Genomic DNA, 14049 nt, shown 5'->3' on the forward strand with positions numbered 1-14049 from the left:
AAATCCTTTTTATAATTTTTAAAATAAAATCAGGTCTTTTTTAGATTCTTGTTCTTAGTATAAAATTATAAATGCTTGTTCCAAGGTAATTTTCTTAATGCTTGCGCCATAAGGCATAAGCCAGTAGCTCCAGCAAAAATCATGCCTAATCCTAATAAAAGGATTATTGAAATAAAAGAATGATAACCTTTTATGACCATGATTGAAAAAAATGTAAGCATAGATCCAATAATAATAAATAATTGTCGATGAAGTGACAGGACTTGATGGTGCCGTTTAACAGGTAGTCCAGCATGTTTCCAAGCTGTTAAGCCACCTTTTAAATTTTTTATAACTCTATTTGGGTGAGTGGATAAAAATAATTTACAAGCTTTAGCAGAACGAGTTCCACCTTGGCAATGAAAAACTACATTAGAGTTATCATTTGGTAATGAGTACTCGTTTAATAAGTTGAATGGAATATGAATTGATCCAGCAATATGTTCTTGGTTGTATTCTACTTCTTCTCTAACATCAATTAAAGTTACATTAGAATCTTCTAGAGCAACTTTAAGCTCTACTGGGCTAATGGTAGGCATAGTCATAAAAATCTTTGGTTACTAGGATATGTATATATTCATTATTATATCAATCAAGCAAGTTTTTGAAATAATATTATTTATCAGTCTTGCCCAATCATTGCTTGGATATTAGAAAAGGCTCTTTAATCATAATGATTAAAGAACCTTTGAAAGAAATTATAAAAGATCTTTTTTATTAGGAAATTCAATTTCGTTTCTTAAAATAAAGACGCCACTTAGGTTAATTAACAGTAAAGCACCGCCAGCTAATGACATTAACAAAAGAGCAGATCTTTGATTTACAAAAGAAAATATTATTAACATGATAGAGCCATAGACAAAATAAATTTGTTTGCCCCATTTTGGATATAAATAATAAGCACATTTTATTCCTACTGTAAAATAGGAAGTAATAGTTGTGTATCCAGTTACAAAAATTAATAAAGGTACGAAAAAACGAGTATAAGGTATGTATTGACTGAGAGCCCGTTGAAAAAGATTAAAATCATTTCCAGGAGCTTTCCATAAACCTGATAATAAAATGATAAATAAGGATACTGTACACATTAAATTATCAATAATTAAGGAAAAAATACCTAAAGTAGCTTGTTTTTTTGCAGGAGCGGTTGATTCAGTTTGTATTACAGCATCAAAACCAACTCCAATATCTCCAGAATAAGCAGCTCGAGATAAACCTTGACGAATTGCCATAAACATAGAACTACCAAGAAATCCTCCAACCACAGCATGTCCAGTAAAAGCTGTTTTAAAGATTAAAGCTAACAAGGCAGGCATAGCTGCAATTTCTTTCAGCATAATAATAGCGCCTGTAAGAATGTAACCAACTGTAAAAAGAGGGATTATAATACTGCAAAGATTCGCTACACGTTCTATTCCTCCTATAACCATATAGAGTACAAGTGAAAGAAGAATAAAGGTGACCAAGAGATGATTAATCATAAAATTTTCAGTGAATGTATTTACAATTACTGAAAATTGAAAAACTTCTATAGAATAAATACTTAAAAGAATAGCAGCAAGAGTTGGTATCCAAGGATTTTTAAAAGCTTTTTTTAAAAAAAACATAGGGCCACCAAAAAAAGTACCATCAGGACTTTTAATTCGGTATTTCATGCCTAAAAATACTTCTGCGTATTTTACAATAGTACCAAGAATACCTGCGATCCAAACCCATAAAACTGCCCCAGGGCCTCCTATGGCAACAGCAATAATGACACCTGTAAGATTGCCTATCCCAACAGTTCCTCCAATAGAGGCACAAAATAGCTTAAAGGGATGAATACCAGCTTTTTTTGAGGCAGTAGAATTTTCTTTTTTATGAGAAAAAGCTAACTTAAATAAAAATGGCAAAGAAAATATTTGCATAAATCGTGCTTTAATAGAAAGCCAGATTCCAGCGCCCATGATTAAAGTAAATCCGATATAAGACCAAAAAACATTATCAGCCCATTCGCCAATTTCCAGAATTGTATTCCACATAAAATAATCAATTTATAAATTAAAGGATAAAGGCCTATGGTTTCATGATTTTGATTTTTTTTAAAGAGTTATTTTTTATTTAAAGCAGATATTAAAAAGATAGTAGAACCCAAACAAATTAGTGCATCAGCAGTATTAAAAATAGGAAATGTATAACTGAAAATACTAATTTTAATAAAATCAATCACATGACCATGAATAAAAACATCGATGATATTAGATAATGCGCCAATCCAAATTAAGGTAAGACAGATTTTTTTAATTTTCTTTTTATATAAAAAGATGTTAATAAATAACATTATAATTGCAATACATCTAACTAAAGTTAATATTTTAGGAAAAGATGAAAATAATCCCCAAGCAGCGCCATAGTTATTAGTAAAAAATATTGATAATTGAATATTTAGATCATTAAATAAAATGCATTCTTTACCCATTCCCAAAAATTTTATCATGCTGACTTTAAAAAAAAAGTCAGCGAAAAAAAATAGGAAAGAACTTCCTAATATCCATATGATGTATTTGGGACAAGATTTTAAAAAACATCTTATGCTAAAAGGGTTAATCATTCGCTAATATTTAGTAGACCTTTTTCGAATTTTTCTTGAGCACTAACAGTCATATTAGCATAAGGAATAGCTTTAAGACGAGCTATAGGAATAGCTTCGCCACTTACATCACAAATACCATAAGTATTTTCTTCTAATTTTTCTAAAGCTCTATTAACCTGTCTAAGTAATTCATACTCTCTTGTAGTAACTTCTAGGTTGATTGTACGATCAAAAGCTTCAGTTCCTTGGTCAGCTTGATGTTGAGAGTATCCAGTAGCTTCATTAGGTTTTTTGACTTCTTGAGCATTTCCCTCCAGAAGATTAGATAATTTTGTTCTCATTTCAGTGAGACGTTCTTTAAAGTCGCTTAATTGCTCTGGATTAAGAGTCATGAGTTTGGGTCTCCTTGTATTTTAAGATTAATTTTTTTCAGATACTTTTTTCTGGTGTAGCTGAAAGAATTGCTTCCATAAGTTCACCAACATCTTTGAAACGACGGTAAACACAAGCGAAGCGAACATATGCAATCATGTCCATTGCTTTTAATTTCTTCATTACGATTTCTCCGATTTCTTTGGTAGAAATTTCTCTAATTTGCTGTTCTGTCATGTCTGCCGTAATTTTTGCAGCTAAAGAACGTAACTGTTCCTGACTGATTTGAGTATGTCGACAGGCTGCATCAAGCCCATTAATTAATTTTCTTTCCTGAAAATCTTCGTACCGACCATCTTTTTTTAATACTTGGACTGATAATTCAATCATTTCAAAAGTGGTAAAACGGCGCCCACATCCTAAACATTCCCGACGCCTTCTAATAGCGTTAGCTTCTGCTGCATTTCGGGAGTCTGTGACTTTTAAATTTTCGTGTCGACAAAAAGGACATTTCATAACAACACAAAGGTAATAGGGGCTAATCAGTAGACATTAAGATTTCCAATATAACTTTCTTTTGAAAATAAATCTAGCAATATTTTAAAACTACAATTTTATTATAAAAAAAAGATTCAGATAAAACTTTTTGAGATTTGTTATCTAAAATAGTATTTGTGTTTTTACAAAGCATAAAGAGTTTGTAGTATCAGGAAGCAAAATCTTTAGTTTCTTTTTATGATTTTTAAGCTTAGTATTTCCTCATGAATTATAGCCTTTTAGATAGTGGTGCTGGAAAAAAACTTGAACAGTTTGGATCTTTCACTCTTGTACGACCCGCAAGTAAAGCGTTATGGGCGCCCCATTTATCAAAAAATGAATGGCATGATTTAGCTGACGCTATTTTTATGCGCCAAGGAGAAGAGGGATATTGGGAATTTTTTACTGATATGCCATCATCTTGGACTATGTCTCTTGAAGATGTCCTTTGTTCTTTAAAAATGACTCCTTTTGGTCACGTAGGATTATTTCCTGAGCATGCAGTTTTTTGGCCATTTATACGTCATTTTATAAAAGATTCAGAAAATCCTAATCCTAAAATTTTAAATCTTTTTGCTTATACAGGTGGAGCGTCTATTGCGGCTGCTCAAGCTGGTGCATGGGTTGTTCATGTGGATGCTTCTCATGCCGCAGTCCGTTGGGCCCGTGAAAATGCCCAATTAAATGAAATTTCACCAGATTCTATATCTTGGGTTGTAGATGATGTAATGAAATTTTTAAAAAGGCAATATCAAAAAGGGTATAGATATGATGGTATCATTTTAGATCCACCCACATTTGGTAGAGGTTCATCAAAAGAAATTTTTAAAATAGAACATCAATTGAGTGAATTATTACATTCATGTGCGTATTTACTTAATAATGCAGAAAAGAATTTTATCTTAGTAACTTCTCATACCCCTGGATACACACCTTTATTACTTTCACAGTTGCTAAAAGAGGCTGTTAAGAACAAAGGTGGTTACTGTCAAGAAGGTGAAATATGGGGAGATTCTTTCTTTAAACTACCAGCAGGTGTTTTTGCAAAATGGGTTTCAAGATAACTTCTTTAGAAAAAAATAACATAGCAATTAAGGAGGCCAAGCAGCTTCGAAAAGGATCTACCCAGGTTCAATCTACTTTATTTTTAATAGAGGGAAAGCGTGAAATTGAAAGAGCTTTTATTTCAGGCATTAAAATAAAAAATCTTTTTTTGAACCCTGAAAGTATTTTGACTATTGAAGAAGAGAGATTAATAAAAATAATAGCTTCATCAGGAGCAGAAGTTCATTCTTGTTTGCCTAATTTATTTAAAGATATTTGTTATCAAGAAAGGCATTCATCATTAGCTGCTGTAGCTTATTGTCACCATCGGAATTTAGAATCTATTCAAGTCGAGCCGGGGAAATTATATTTAATACTTGAATCAATAGAAAAACCTGGAAATTTAGGGGCTATAATGCGATGTGCAGATGCTGGAGGAGTAGCAGCTGTATTCCTTTGTGATGGTGTTACAAATATTTATAATGCAAATGTAATAAGAAATAGTTTAGGCGCGATATTTACAGTGCCACTTATTGAAACAAGCACCCAGCCCCTTTATAAAAAATGTAAGGAGGCAGGAGTTTCTATTTTTGCAGCATCTCCAGGGGGAGAAAAAAAATATACACAATTAAGTATGCAAGGGTCAGTTGCTTTAGTATTTGGTTCTGAGCATAAGGGGCTTTCGCCTTTTTGTGTTAAAGAAGCTACAGCTTCTTTAAGTATTCCTATGTATGGCACAGTAGATTCTTTAAATGTTGCCATGTCTGTAGGGATTGTTTTGTATGAAGCTTTGCGACAACGTTCTTTGTAAGCGAAATGAATTTTTTATATAAAGATAATCATCTGATTGTTTGTAATAAGGCTAGTGGATGCCTTACTCAAACTAATGGCTTTGAAAATTCTTTAGAATGTCAGGTAAGGCAGGCTATAAAAGACATAGAAAATAAGTCTGGGAATGTATTTATTCATGCCTTGCATCGTTTAGATAAGCCTGTTTCAGGCATTGTTGTATTTGCTAAAACAGGAAAAGCATTAACTCGCTTACAAGATTTTCAAAGGCAAGGCTTTTTTAAAAAAGTATATTTTGCTTGTGTAGAAGGGGATGTAGCTGTTGATCATGGTGTTTTAGAACATGAATTAATAAAGGAAGAATTTTTTTCACGCCAAGCAAAAAAGAATGAAAAAGGCCGATTATCTTATTTAGAATTTTTTGTTTTATGGCGTTCTGAGCATATTTCTTGTTTAAAAATCATTTTACATACAGGATTTTACCATCAAATACGACTGCAAATGCATATCATAGGGCATCCTATCATAGGAGATGCGAAATATGGAAATGATCAAATTTCTTCAAACATACTTTTGCATCATGGGCATTTTGAATGCCCTCATCCTATTTCCAAAGAAATTTATACATTTGAAGCGCCTTTACCATCACAGTGGAGAAAATTTATTAATGACCGAAAGGTTTGGGTACTGAACAATTTTCAGAAGCAAGATTATTTTTCCATTTAATAGAGCAACCAATAGGAGTTGTAAGAGGATTGTTAACAGTTTTTCCACTTAATACATCTCTTAATGCATCATTTAATTCATAGCTAGAGATTCTGTCTGGAAATCGAGGAGAATCAACAGCTCGTCCTGAGTAAACTAATTCTCTTTTTTGATTAAAAAGGAAATAGTGAGGTGTTACTAAAGCGCAATAATTTAATGCGGTTTCTTGCGTTTCATCCCTTAAATATACCCAAGGAAAGTTTTCTGTATTATTACGTTCTATCATTTTTTCAAATGAATCAGAAGGATAAGTAGAGGCATCATTAGAGTTAATGCCAATAAATGTAGTGGTCTCTCTAAATTCAGCAACAGTTTCTCGTAAAGAAGGCTCAGAGGCTATAACGTAGGGACAGTGATTACAGGTAAAAAAAATAACAAGAGCAGCAGAATTTTTAAATTGTTCTGGTGAACATAATACATTATGGACAGAAGGAAGTGAAAAATGGATTAAAGGATGGTTTAAAGGCAGTTGTTTTATAGAATTTTGAAGCATAATAACCTTTATAAAGAGAGAGAAATAATACTAGATAGAGTTGTGTGCAAAGGCTTTTTTGTCAAAGGCTAAAAAAAAATTGCAACTTGCTTTTTAATTTTTTCTTGATAAGAATGTACTCTTTACATCTGAATTAAAAATTAATTTATTTTTTTATTAATTATAATTTGTTACGCAATCAAGATGGATATAAAAAATTTAATTATCGTTTTTATTAATTCATTTTTGTAAGTAAAAAAGATATGAAAAAGTGAATAATTGGGTCTCAAATAAAGCTTAGGATTTAATCATAATAACTGATGCTTAAATAGTAATGGTTAAATTAAAAAAATAAAAAATTTATTTTTTAAAATGTATATTGAATAAAAATTATTCTTATAAATGGCTTAAACTATGTATGTAACACAAAATAGGAGAAAGATTTATGAAATTATGGAAACAGATGTTGATAGGTCTGAGTGCTGGGATGTTGGCAGGTTTGATATTAGGAGAACGTGCTACCATTTTAAAGCCTTTAGGGACAATTTTTCTTAATTTATTAGGTATGGTTGTAGGGTTATTAGTTTTTGCTTCCATTACAGTAGCTATTACTTCTGTAAAGGATGTTAAAAAATTGGGAAGAATAGGCTCTAAAACAATTTTAATGTATCTTCTAACAACAGTAGCAGCCATTTGTTTTGGTTTATTATTAGGTAAAATTTTCCATCCTGGATCGGGGTTGTCTTTAGATCCTGGAAAATCTTTTCAATTAGATGAAGTGGTTACAGGTTTTTCTGGAATAGGGATGATGGTTCTGGAACTTATTCCAGCGAATCCTTTTGTATCATTTGTACAAGGCAATGTTTTACAAATTATTGTTTTTGCTTTTTTTCTAGGTTTTTCTATTCGACTAGCAGGATCTAAAGGAAAGCCTGTGTTACATTTTTTTGAAGGTTTATCAACTATATTATTAAAAATGACAGATATGGTGATGTGCACTGCTCCTTATGGTGTCTTTGGAATTATGGCATGGGTGACAGGTACTTTTGGAGTATCTGCTTTTGCTCCATTAGCAACATTTTTAGGCGTATATTTGCTTGCATGTATTTTGCATATTATTATTATATTTTTCTTTATTATTAGATGCATGACTAAATTAAAAATAAGTGTATTTTTTAAAGGTTTTAAAGAAGCTTTAGCATTAGCTGCTTCTGCAGTTAGTAGTTCAGCGACCTTACCTATTTCACTAAAATGTGTTAGAAACCTTGGTGTTTCTGCTGATGTGGCTAATTTAGTGCTACCATTAGGTGCAACAGTAAACATGAATGGAACAGCAATTTTCCAAGGATTAGCAGCAATTTTTGTTTCTCAAGCATATGGCATTCAACTAGATTTTATGGCGCTTTTGTCTATTGTTGTTACAGCTACACTATCAGCGATAGGAACAGCTGGAATTCCAGGAGCAGGTATTGTTACATTATCTTTAGTGTTATCTGCTGTAGGGTTACCATTAGAGGGAGTAGCGTTATTAGCTGGTATTGATAGGTTCCGAGATATTATTAGTACAACTGTTAATATTATGGGAGACGCAATTGTAGCTTTATATGTCGCTAAAAGCGAAAATGAATTAGATGAGAAGCAATACTATAGTGAGCTCTCTATTACTGATTCTATATAATAAAGGTAATATGAATATATCAAACATTTTTGAATTACGATTTCCTAAAATTGGAGAAACTTCTTCAGGAGGATTGATCATTCAATGGTTAAAGAAAGAGGGAGAAAGTGTTCTTGTTGATGAAGCACTTTTAGAAGTTTCTACAGATAAGGTAGTCACAGAAATTTCTTCTCCTGTTTCGGGGGTTTTACATGCTATTTTAATTCCTGTTGGAGAAGAGGCAGAACCAAATAGTTTATTGGCTACTATTTTGTTAAGTGCAAAGAATGAAGAAAAAGAATCTGTAGTTGAAAAAGTTAAAAAAAATATCATTGTTGACATTGAAGAAATTGTTCAACAAGGAGAGCCATCATCATTTTTATCTCCTGTAGTAATGGAATTTGCTAATGTTAATGGTATAAATTTAGAAACTTTACAAAAGATACCAGGTACTGGTAATCAAGGTCGTGTGACCAAAAAAGATGTACAGAATTTTCTTAATCAAAAATTAATACAAAAAACTTGTTCTCAAAAAGGTTTAGCTAATCGTGAAGAAGAGACTCCTATAAGTGGTCGAAGACTGTTATTGGCAAATGAATTTTCAAAAAGTCTTACTATTCCAACTGTTTACTTAATTAGTGAGATGAATCTGTCTTCACTCATGCAAAAGATTCAAGAAAATAAAAATGATTTCTATAATGTACATGGCATTAAGTTAACGCCAACAGCGTTTTTTTTTAAAGCAGTTGCGCAAGCTATCCAGGCATTTCCATTATTAAATGCAGAATGGAAAAAGCAAAGCATTATAGTCAAAAAACAAATTAATATAGGTTTTGCTGTAGATTTAGATTATCAAGGCATCATATTGCCAGTGATAAAGGATTGTGGTAATAAGAGTATTATGATGCTAATTAAGGAAATATTTAGGCTAGGAAATGCAGCAAAAAATCAAACTATAGACCGAGAAGATTTAGTTGGGGCTACACTTTCTGTAACAAATGTTGGGATAGGAGGTGCTTGTATTGGATTACCTCTTGTTTCAGAAGGACAAGCTCTCATGGTTGCTGTAGGTAGCATTAAGAATAAAGTTTATATAAATCAGTCTAAAGAGATTGTTGTAGGAGAAATGCTATCTATTACAGCTGCTTTTGATCACAGAGTGGTGGATGGTCTTTATGTAAGTCATTTTCTCAAAGTTATTCAAAAATATCTAGAAGAAGAAGCTTTTCAAGATTCAATTTTTATATAATTAGTTTAAAAATAAAATAATGAAAAACTGATGTTATTTTAATTATGAAAAAAAAAGAGGAAGAGAGAGTAAGCCGGATTCTGTTTTACGATACACATGTTATCAGTAAAGACAATCATTCCTCTAGGGGAAGTGTTACCACTTCCCTCAAGCGATTTAAAGAAAGTGTTTATTTAAAAAAATAAACTTGCGGAGTACAAAAAACTTTCTTTTTCTTGCTTCGGATAGGGTTTACATTGGTCTGAGTCTCCTCAGATCCACTCATCTCTTAAAGAGAGATTTTCAGCCTGTCTTAGCTTTTATAAGGAAGCTAAGCGGAATATTTGCTGTTGCACTTTCCGTAACCTTACGATCCCCGGGATTTCTCCGGTATCCTCTCCTGTGAAGTCCGGACTTTCCTCTCCCATTGATCATGGCAGCGATTGTCTTTCTCTTCCTCAAACTTTAGATTATGTACTCATTGAGGACCGGCGACGTCGTCGTTTTGGTCCAATAGTATCAGAATCAAGATTAGCTCCTTCAGAGTTATCTTGCCAATACAGTATGCGAGAACAATGTTCACAAAAAACTAAACGATTGCGTTTGCGTATAAGATTTTCATGTTGGGGAGTTAAAACAATATGGCATCCACTACAAACACGATTTTCTATAGGTACAACAATACGATCTTTTTTGTTTTTTAAAAGCCTTTCATAAATTTTAAAAAAATCTTGATCAACATTTTCGACAGCTTCTTGACGTGTGCTAAGAAGAACACGACCTTCTTCATTAATTTTACGAATGCTTTCTTCTATATCTTTTTCTAAAGAAGTACTATTTTCTTCTGTGCTATTTAAATTTTCTTTTAAAGAAACAATTAGATCTTCTTCACCTACTAATTTATCCATTAAATCGCTGAGACGATGTTCTAGAGCGCGACGTTCTTTTCCAGCTAGTGACATTTCTTGGGTTAAAGCGTTGAATTCATCCATTTTCTTAACAGAAGCTTGCTGAGATTCTAGGTGTAAAATCCTTTCTTCACTTGCTTTGATTTGATTTTCACCCTCTTGGATTTCTTCTTTTAATTCAGCTAATTCAGTCTCTTTATTTTGAACTTTTTCTCGAATATCTGATTTCAATAATCGAATTTTTTCTAACTCTTTTTGATGCTCGCGTTTTACTTTCATCAAACAAATCATTTTGATATCGAGTTCTTGAATGCCTAAAATGGCTTGAAAAGAATCCTGCATAAACTCCATTCCCTAGCGGATAAAAACAGATAAAAATATTTTTTTTGATTTAACTTATTGTATGAGAGGTAATTCTAATTTTATCAATCAGACCCTTTGAAAGGAAAATTACAAATCTACATAACCTATTCAATAGGAAAATAAGTTAATCAGACCACATGCTAAATGATTTTAAGTAAGAAGTAAAGCTGAAGAGATTACTCCTATAGGAAATTTGTAAAATTTCAAAAAAAAATGTAGTGAGAGAGGTTCTTTTTAATAAAAAACTCATGAAATATGCTTGCTTAGTTTGTAAAAGAGGGGCTAAAATTCAGATTTAGTGGCTATTTTTCCTTGTTATTACAAAATTTTTAATCTAAAATTTTTCTTAATAGGAAAAAACTAAATACTGAGGTGCTAATGACAATGGTGAGTGATAATATAAGCGAAGAATGCGCCATATATAAAACTAAAACTAAAAAAAATTTAGCTGCAGCTGCATATGCGGCTTCTTTAGCCTACTTATCGCAAGCATATCCATCTGTAGGTTCTAAAATTATACAAGAGCTAAAAGATCAAAGAACTCACTTAAAGCTGATTCCTTCAGAAAATTATTCATCTTACGCTGTCCAATTAGCTATGGGTAATTGGCTTTCAGATAAATATTGCGAAGGTTATGCATTTAATCGATTTTATGGTGGATGTGGGAATATTGATGCCATTGAATGGGAAGCGGAAGAATCATTGAAAGAACTTTTTGGAGCAGAGCATGCAAATATACAAGCTCATTCTGGGTGTGACGCTAATTTATTAGCCATATCTATTATTTTATCTAAAAAAGTACAAGATCCATTCCTTTTTGAAATGGGAGCTAAGGGTATCAATAGTTTATCAGAATCTCAGTGTGAAGAATTACGCCTTCGTTGGACAGGTCAAAGTTGTTTAGGTATGAATATGACTGCAGGAGGTCATTTGACCCATGGAGGAGTCAGATTAAGTTTAGTTAGTCGTATTTTAAGAACATTTACTTATGGTTGTAATCTTTCTACAGGATACATAGATTATGATGAAATAGCTTCAAAAGCAAAAAAACTTAAACCTTTAATTATAATTGGAGGTTATTCTGCTTATCCTCGTCGTATAGATTTTGCTAAAATGAAACAGATAGCAGAAGATAATGGAGCTGTTTTAATGGCGGATATGGCTCATTTTGCAGGATTAGTCGCAGGTAAAGTATTTCAAGGGAATGAAAATCCTGTACCATTTGCAGATGTAGTAACTTCTACAACGCATAAAACATTAAGAGGTCCTCGTGGAGGAATGCTTCTTTGTAAAAAAGAATATGCTGAATGGGCGAATAAAAGTTGTCCATTGGTATGGGGAGGTCCTTTACCACATGTTATGGCTGCAAAGTTAATTTGCTTTAAAGAAGCAGCAGCTTATTCTTTTCAAAATTATGCTTATAAAATTGTAGAAAATGCAAAAGCGTTAGCTGAAAGGTTAAAAATGCATGGGATGCCTCTAGTAACAAATGGTACAGATAATCATTTGATTTTGGTAGATGTGTCTTCTTTGGGTTTGACTGGAAAGGCAGCGCAGGTCATACTGCAGCAGGCTGGAATTGTTGTGAATGCAAATACATTGCCAAAAGATCCACCATTAGGATGGGTTACTTCAGGAATTCGTATAGGCACCCCTGCTTTAACAACTCTGGGTATGGGAATAGATGAAATGAATGAAGTAGCAGATATTATATTTAAAATTTTATCTGAAACACAAATGGTAACAGAAGTTTCTGGAAAAAAGGAACCAAAGATTGCTAATGAAAAGATCCTAAAAGAAGCTAAAAGTAGAATCAAGGCTTTATTAAAAAAGCATCCTTTATATCCTGAGATTGATTTGACAGAGTTAAGTCCTAGCTAAGGAGGAATTTATACATGGCAAATAGAGAAGATAACTTTCGTAGTTTAAAAGATACTATAGAATCTGTAATTTTGGATTCTCGGCGAATCTTTTTTTCAGAGGCTGTTGATGCAAGAAGTGCTGCTGATGCTATTCGTAAATTATGGTACTTAGAGTTAACGAATCCAGGAAAGCCAATCATTTTTGTTATTAATAGTCCTGGAGGATCAGTGGATGCAGGTTTTGCTGTATGGGATCAAGTGAAATTAATGACATCTCCTGTTTATACAGTTATTACTGGCTTGGCTGCTTCTATGGGTTCTGTTTTAAGTTTATGTGCAGTAAAAGGTAGAAGATATGCTACTCCTAATGCAAGGATTATGATCCATCAACCATCTATAGGTGGTATCATACAAGGGCAAGCAACAGATTTAAATATTCAAGCTAAAGAAATTGCTAAGACAAAAGAGCGATTAGTAAATTTATATGTAGAACATAGTGGTCAACCACGTGAAGAAATAGAAAAAGCTATTGATCGTGATACATGGATGAGTGCAGATGAGGCCAAGAATTTTGGCTTATTAGATGGTGTTCTATTTTCTTTTAATGATTTAATATGATTTGTCATTTTCAAAAAAATTCTGATTCTGCAAGCAATTGTAATTTGTGGAAGTATTCAGTATCAGGCAGTACATTTTTAGTTCTTAACTTAAGAGATATTTGGCTTTCTACAATTTTTCAGCCTGGACAAGATGGAGCTAAAGATGTTGAAGGTGTTATTTTTTATACAGATCATTTTGATGGTACATGTAGAATGAGATTTTTTAATCCTGATGGATCTCCAGCTCCTGTATGTGGAAATGGTATGATGGGTTTAGTATATCACTTAGCTACTACTACTGAACGTACATCTTGGATAATACATACAGAATCAGGTCACTTTAAAGGTTGGCTAGAGAATAAAATAATTAATTTAGATTTATCTGAAATAGTTCCAAATTCTATAGAAGAAGTGCATTTGGAGATAGGTACTAAAAATTATCAATGCTACAAAGTATTAGTAGGCGTCCCACATCTGGTTATTTTTATTGATGAGTTAAGAGAAATAGATCTTCTCGTAGAAGGGAAGGCTATACGCTCTCATCAAAAATTTGATCCAGAAGGGACCAATGTAAATTTTGTAAAAATTGAAAATTCCTCTTTAATCAGCATGCGTACATATGAGCGAGGTGTTGAAGGAGAGACAGTAGCATGTGGAACAGGGGCGTTAGCAGCTTTTTGTTTAGCATTTCGACAAGGATATGTGGATTCAAGGGTAGAAGTAATTCCTATATCAGGAAAAAAATTCACAATTGGGCGTCATGGGTCCCCAGCTAGGGTAATACTTACAGGTTCAGTAGAATTATTGTCTGTAGAAAGCCTTGCACAAGAATCATAAAAAAT

At 32.6% G+C, this 14049-nt stretch carries 15 protein-coding genes and 1 other RNA gene; 8 read left to right on the forward strand and 8 right to left on the reverse strand.

Going from position 1 to position 14049, the window contains the following annotated elements; all coding sequences use genetic code 11:
* Positions 1–65 precede the first annotated feature (65 nt).
* From CLAVI_RS03690 to nrdR, 5 genes are all read right to left on the reverse strand, one after another.
* On the reverse strand, positions 66–578 hold the full coding sequence (locus CLAVI_RS03690) for a rhodanese-like domain-containing protein (protein WP_194844247.1): 513 nt from the start codon (positions 576–578) through the stop codon (positions 66–68).
* A gap of 159 nt (positions 579–737) precedes the next feature.
* Complete coding sequence (locus CLAVI_RS03695) at positions 738–2060, reverse strand: amino acid carrier protein (RefSeq protein ID WP_194844248.1); 1323 nt, start codon at positions 2058–2060, stop codon at positions 738–740.
* A gap of 68 nt (positions 2061–2128) precedes the next feature.
* On the reverse strand, positions 2129–2629 hold the full coding sequence (gene lspA, locus CLAVI_RS03700; RefSeq protein WP_194844249.1) for a signal peptidase II: 501 nt from the start codon (positions 2627–2629) through the stop codon (positions 2129–2131).
* Positions 2626–3003 carry a TraR/DksA family transcriptional regulator gene (locus tag CLAVI_RS03705; protein ID WP_194844250.1) on the reverse strand — a complete coding sequence of 126 codons (378 nt, stop codon included), beginning with the start codon at positions 3001–3003 and terminating at the stop codon, positions 2626–2628. The genes lspA and CLAVI_RS03705 overlap by 4 nt, the downstream gene beginning before the upstream one ends.
* A 37-nt stretch (positions 3004–3040) precedes the next feature.
* Positions 3041–3499 (reverse strand): transcriptional regulator NrdR, encoded by a 459-nt coding sequence (gene nrdR / locus CLAVI_RS03710; protein ID WP_194844251.1) that lies wholly within the window; start codon positions 3497–3499, stop codon positions 3041–3043.
* 245 nt (positions 3500–3744) lie between these two features.
* Between nrdR and CLAVI_RS03715 the strand changes: the two genes are divergently transcribed.
* Genes CLAVI_RS03715 through CLAVI_RS03725 form a run of 3 tightly spaced genes read left to right on the forward strand, consistent with a single transcriptional unit; the run spans position 3745 to position 6079 of the window.
* Positions 3745–4584 carry a class I SAM-dependent methyltransferase gene (locus CLAVI_RS03715; protein WP_194844252.1) on the forward strand — a complete coding sequence of 280 codons (840 nt, stop codon included), beginning with the start codon at positions 3745–3747 and terminating at the stop codon, positions 4582–4584.
* Positions 4569–5375 carry a TrmH family RNA methyltransferase gene (locus CLAVI_RS03720; RefSeq protein ID WP_194844253.1) on the forward strand — a complete coding sequence of 269 codons (807 nt, stop codon included), beginning with the start codon at positions 4569–4571 and terminating at the stop codon, positions 5373–5375. Before CLAVI_RS03715 ends, CLAVI_RS03720 begins: the two co-directional genes overlap by 16 nt.
* Positions 5376–5380: 5 nt before the next feature.
* The gene (locus CLAVI_RS03725) at positions 5381–6079 is read left to right on the forward strand and encodes an RluA family pseudouridine synthase (protein ID WP_194844254.1); all 699 of its coding nucleotides are present in this window, start codon (positions 5381–5383) and stop codon (positions 6077–6079) included.
* Here the strand turns inward: CLAVI_RS03725 and CLAVI_RS03730 are convergent.
* Positions 6018–6611, reverse strand: coding sequence for a thioredoxin family protein (locus tag CLAVI_RS03730; protein ID WP_194844255.1), 594 nt, complete (start codon positions 6609–6611; stop codon positions 6018–6020). The two genes, CLAVI_RS03725 and CLAVI_RS03730, sit on opposite strands and share 62 nt — an antisense overlap.
* A 424-nt stretch (positions 6612–7035) precedes the next feature.
* Here CLAVI_RS03730 and CLAVI_RS03735 point away from each other — a divergent pair, with 424 nt between their 5' ends.
* Together CLAVI_RS03735 and CLAVI_RS03740 are read left to right on the forward strand one after the other, a co-directional pair.
* Positions 7036–8268, forward strand: a complete 1233-nt coding sequence (locus tag CLAVI_RS03735; protein ID WP_194844256.1) for a dicarboxylate/amino acid:cation symporter — start codon at positions 7036–7038, stop codon at positions 8266–8268.
* Between the two features lie 10 nt (positions 8269–8278).
* Positions 8279–9496 carry a dihydrolipoamide acetyltransferase family protein gene (locus tag CLAVI_RS03740; RefSeq protein ID WP_194844257.1) on the forward strand — a complete coding sequence of 406 codons (1218 nt, stop codon included), beginning with the start codon at positions 8279–8281 and terminating at the stop codon, positions 9494–9496.
* A gap of 53 nt (positions 9497–9549) precedes the next feature.
* Here CLAVI_RS03740 and rnpB read toward each other — a convergent pair.
* An RNA gene (gene rnpB / locus CLAVI_RS03745) (RNase P RNA component class A) lies at positions 9550–9934 on the reverse strand.
* A gap of 11 nt (positions 9935–9945) precedes the next feature.
* Positions 9946–10725: a zinc ribbon domain regulatory protein CdsZ gene (gene cdsZ / locus CLAVI_RS03750; RefSeq protein WP_194844258.1), complete on the reverse strand. Its 780-nt coding sequence runs from the start codon at positions 10723–10725 to the stop codon at positions 9946–9948.
* A gap of 405 nt (positions 10726–11130) precedes the next feature.
* Here cdsZ and CLAVI_RS03755 point away from each other — a divergent pair, with 405 nt between their 5' ends.
* Genes CLAVI_RS03755 through dapF form a run of 3 tightly spaced genes read left to right on the forward strand, consistent with a single transcriptional unit; the run spans position 11131 to position 14044 of the window.
* The gene (locus CLAVI_RS03755) at positions 11131–12627 is read left to right on the forward strand and encodes a serine hydroxymethyltransferase (protein WP_194844259.1); all 1497 of its coding nucleotides are present in this window, start codon (positions 11131–11133) and stop codon (positions 12625–12627) included.
* 14 nt (positions 12628–12641) lie between these two features.
* Complete coding sequence (locus CLAVI_RS03760) at positions 12642–13226, forward strand: ATP-dependent Clp protease proteolytic subunit (protein WP_194844260.1); 585 nt, start codon at positions 12642–12644, stop codon at positions 13224–13226.
* Positions 13223–14044, forward strand: coding sequence for a diaminopimelate epimerase (gene dapF / locus CLAVI_RS03765; protein WP_194844261.1), 822 nt, complete (start codon positions 13223–13225; stop codon positions 14042–14044). Before CLAVI_RS03760 ends, dapF begins: the two co-directional genes overlap by 4 nt.
* Positions 14045–14049 lie beyond the last annotated feature (5 nt).

The organism is Candidatus Clavichlamydia salmonicola (genome assembly GCF_015356765.1).
In the GTDB taxonomy this organism is placed as follows: domain Bacteria; phylum Chlamydiota; class Chlamydiia; order Chlamydiales; family Chlamydiaceae; genus Clavichlamydia; species Clavichlamydia salmonicola.

Bases quoted from the DNA above. Each gene is read 5' to 3' on its own strand.
- CLAVI_RS03690 (WP_194844247.1), bottom strand. From the start codon at position 578: ATGCCTACCATTAGCCCAGTAGAGCTTAAAGTTGCTCTAGAAGATTCT.
- CLAVI_RS03695 (WP_194844248.1), bottom strand. From the start codon at position 2,060: ATGTGGAATACAATTCTGGAAATTGGCGAATGGGCTGATAATGTTTTT.
- lspA (WP_194844249.1), bottom strand. From the start codon at position 2,629: ATGATTAACCCTTTTAGCATAAGATGTTTTTTAAAATCTTGTCCCAAA.
- CLAVI_RS03705 (WP_194844250.1), bottom strand. From the start codon at position 3,003: ATGACTCTTAATCCAGAGCAATTAAGCGACTTTAAAGAACGTCTCACT.
- nrdR (WP_194844251.1), bottom strand. From the start codon at position 3,499: ATGAAATGTCCTTTTTGTCGACACGAAAATTTAAAAGTCACAGACTCC.
- CLAVI_RS03715 (WP_194844252.1), top strand. From the start codon at position 3,745: ATGAATTATAGCCTTTTAGATAGTGGTGCTGGAAAAAAACTTGAACAG.
- CLAVI_RS03720 (WP_194844253.1), top strand. From the start codon at position 4,569: ATGGGTTTCAAGATAACTTCTTTAGAAAAAAATAACATAGCAATTAAG.
- CLAVI_RS03725 (WP_194844254.1), top strand. From the start codon at position 5,381: ATGAATTTTTTATATAAAGATAATCATCTGATTGTTTGTAATAAGGCT.
- CLAVI_RS03730 (WP_194844255.1), bottom strand. From the start codon at position 6,611: ATGCTTCAAAATTCTATAAAACAACTGCCTTTAAACCATCCTTTAATC.
- CLAVI_RS03735 (WP_194844256.1), top strand. From the start codon at position 7,036: ATGAAATTATGGAAACAGATGTTGATAGGTCTGAGTGCTGGGATGTTG.
- CLAVI_RS03740 (WP_194844257.1), top strand. From the start codon at position 8,279: ATGAATATATCAAACATTTTTGAATTACGATTTCCTAAAATTGGAGAA.
- cdsZ (WP_194844258.1), bottom strand. From the start codon at position 10,725: ATGCAGGATTCTTTTCAAGCCATTTTAGGCATTCAAGAACTCGATATC.
- CLAVI_RS03755 (WP_194844259.1), top strand. From the start codon at position 11,131: ATGGTGAGTGATAATATAAGCGAAGAATGCGCCATATATAAAACTAAA.
- CLAVI_RS03760 (WP_194844260.1), top strand. From the start codon at position 12,642: ATGGCAAATAGAGAAGATAACTTTCGTAGTTTAAAAGATACTATAGAA.
- dapF (WP_194844261.1), top strand. From the start codon at position 13,223: ATGATTTGTCATTTTCAAAAAAATTCTGATTCTGCAAGCAATTGTAAT.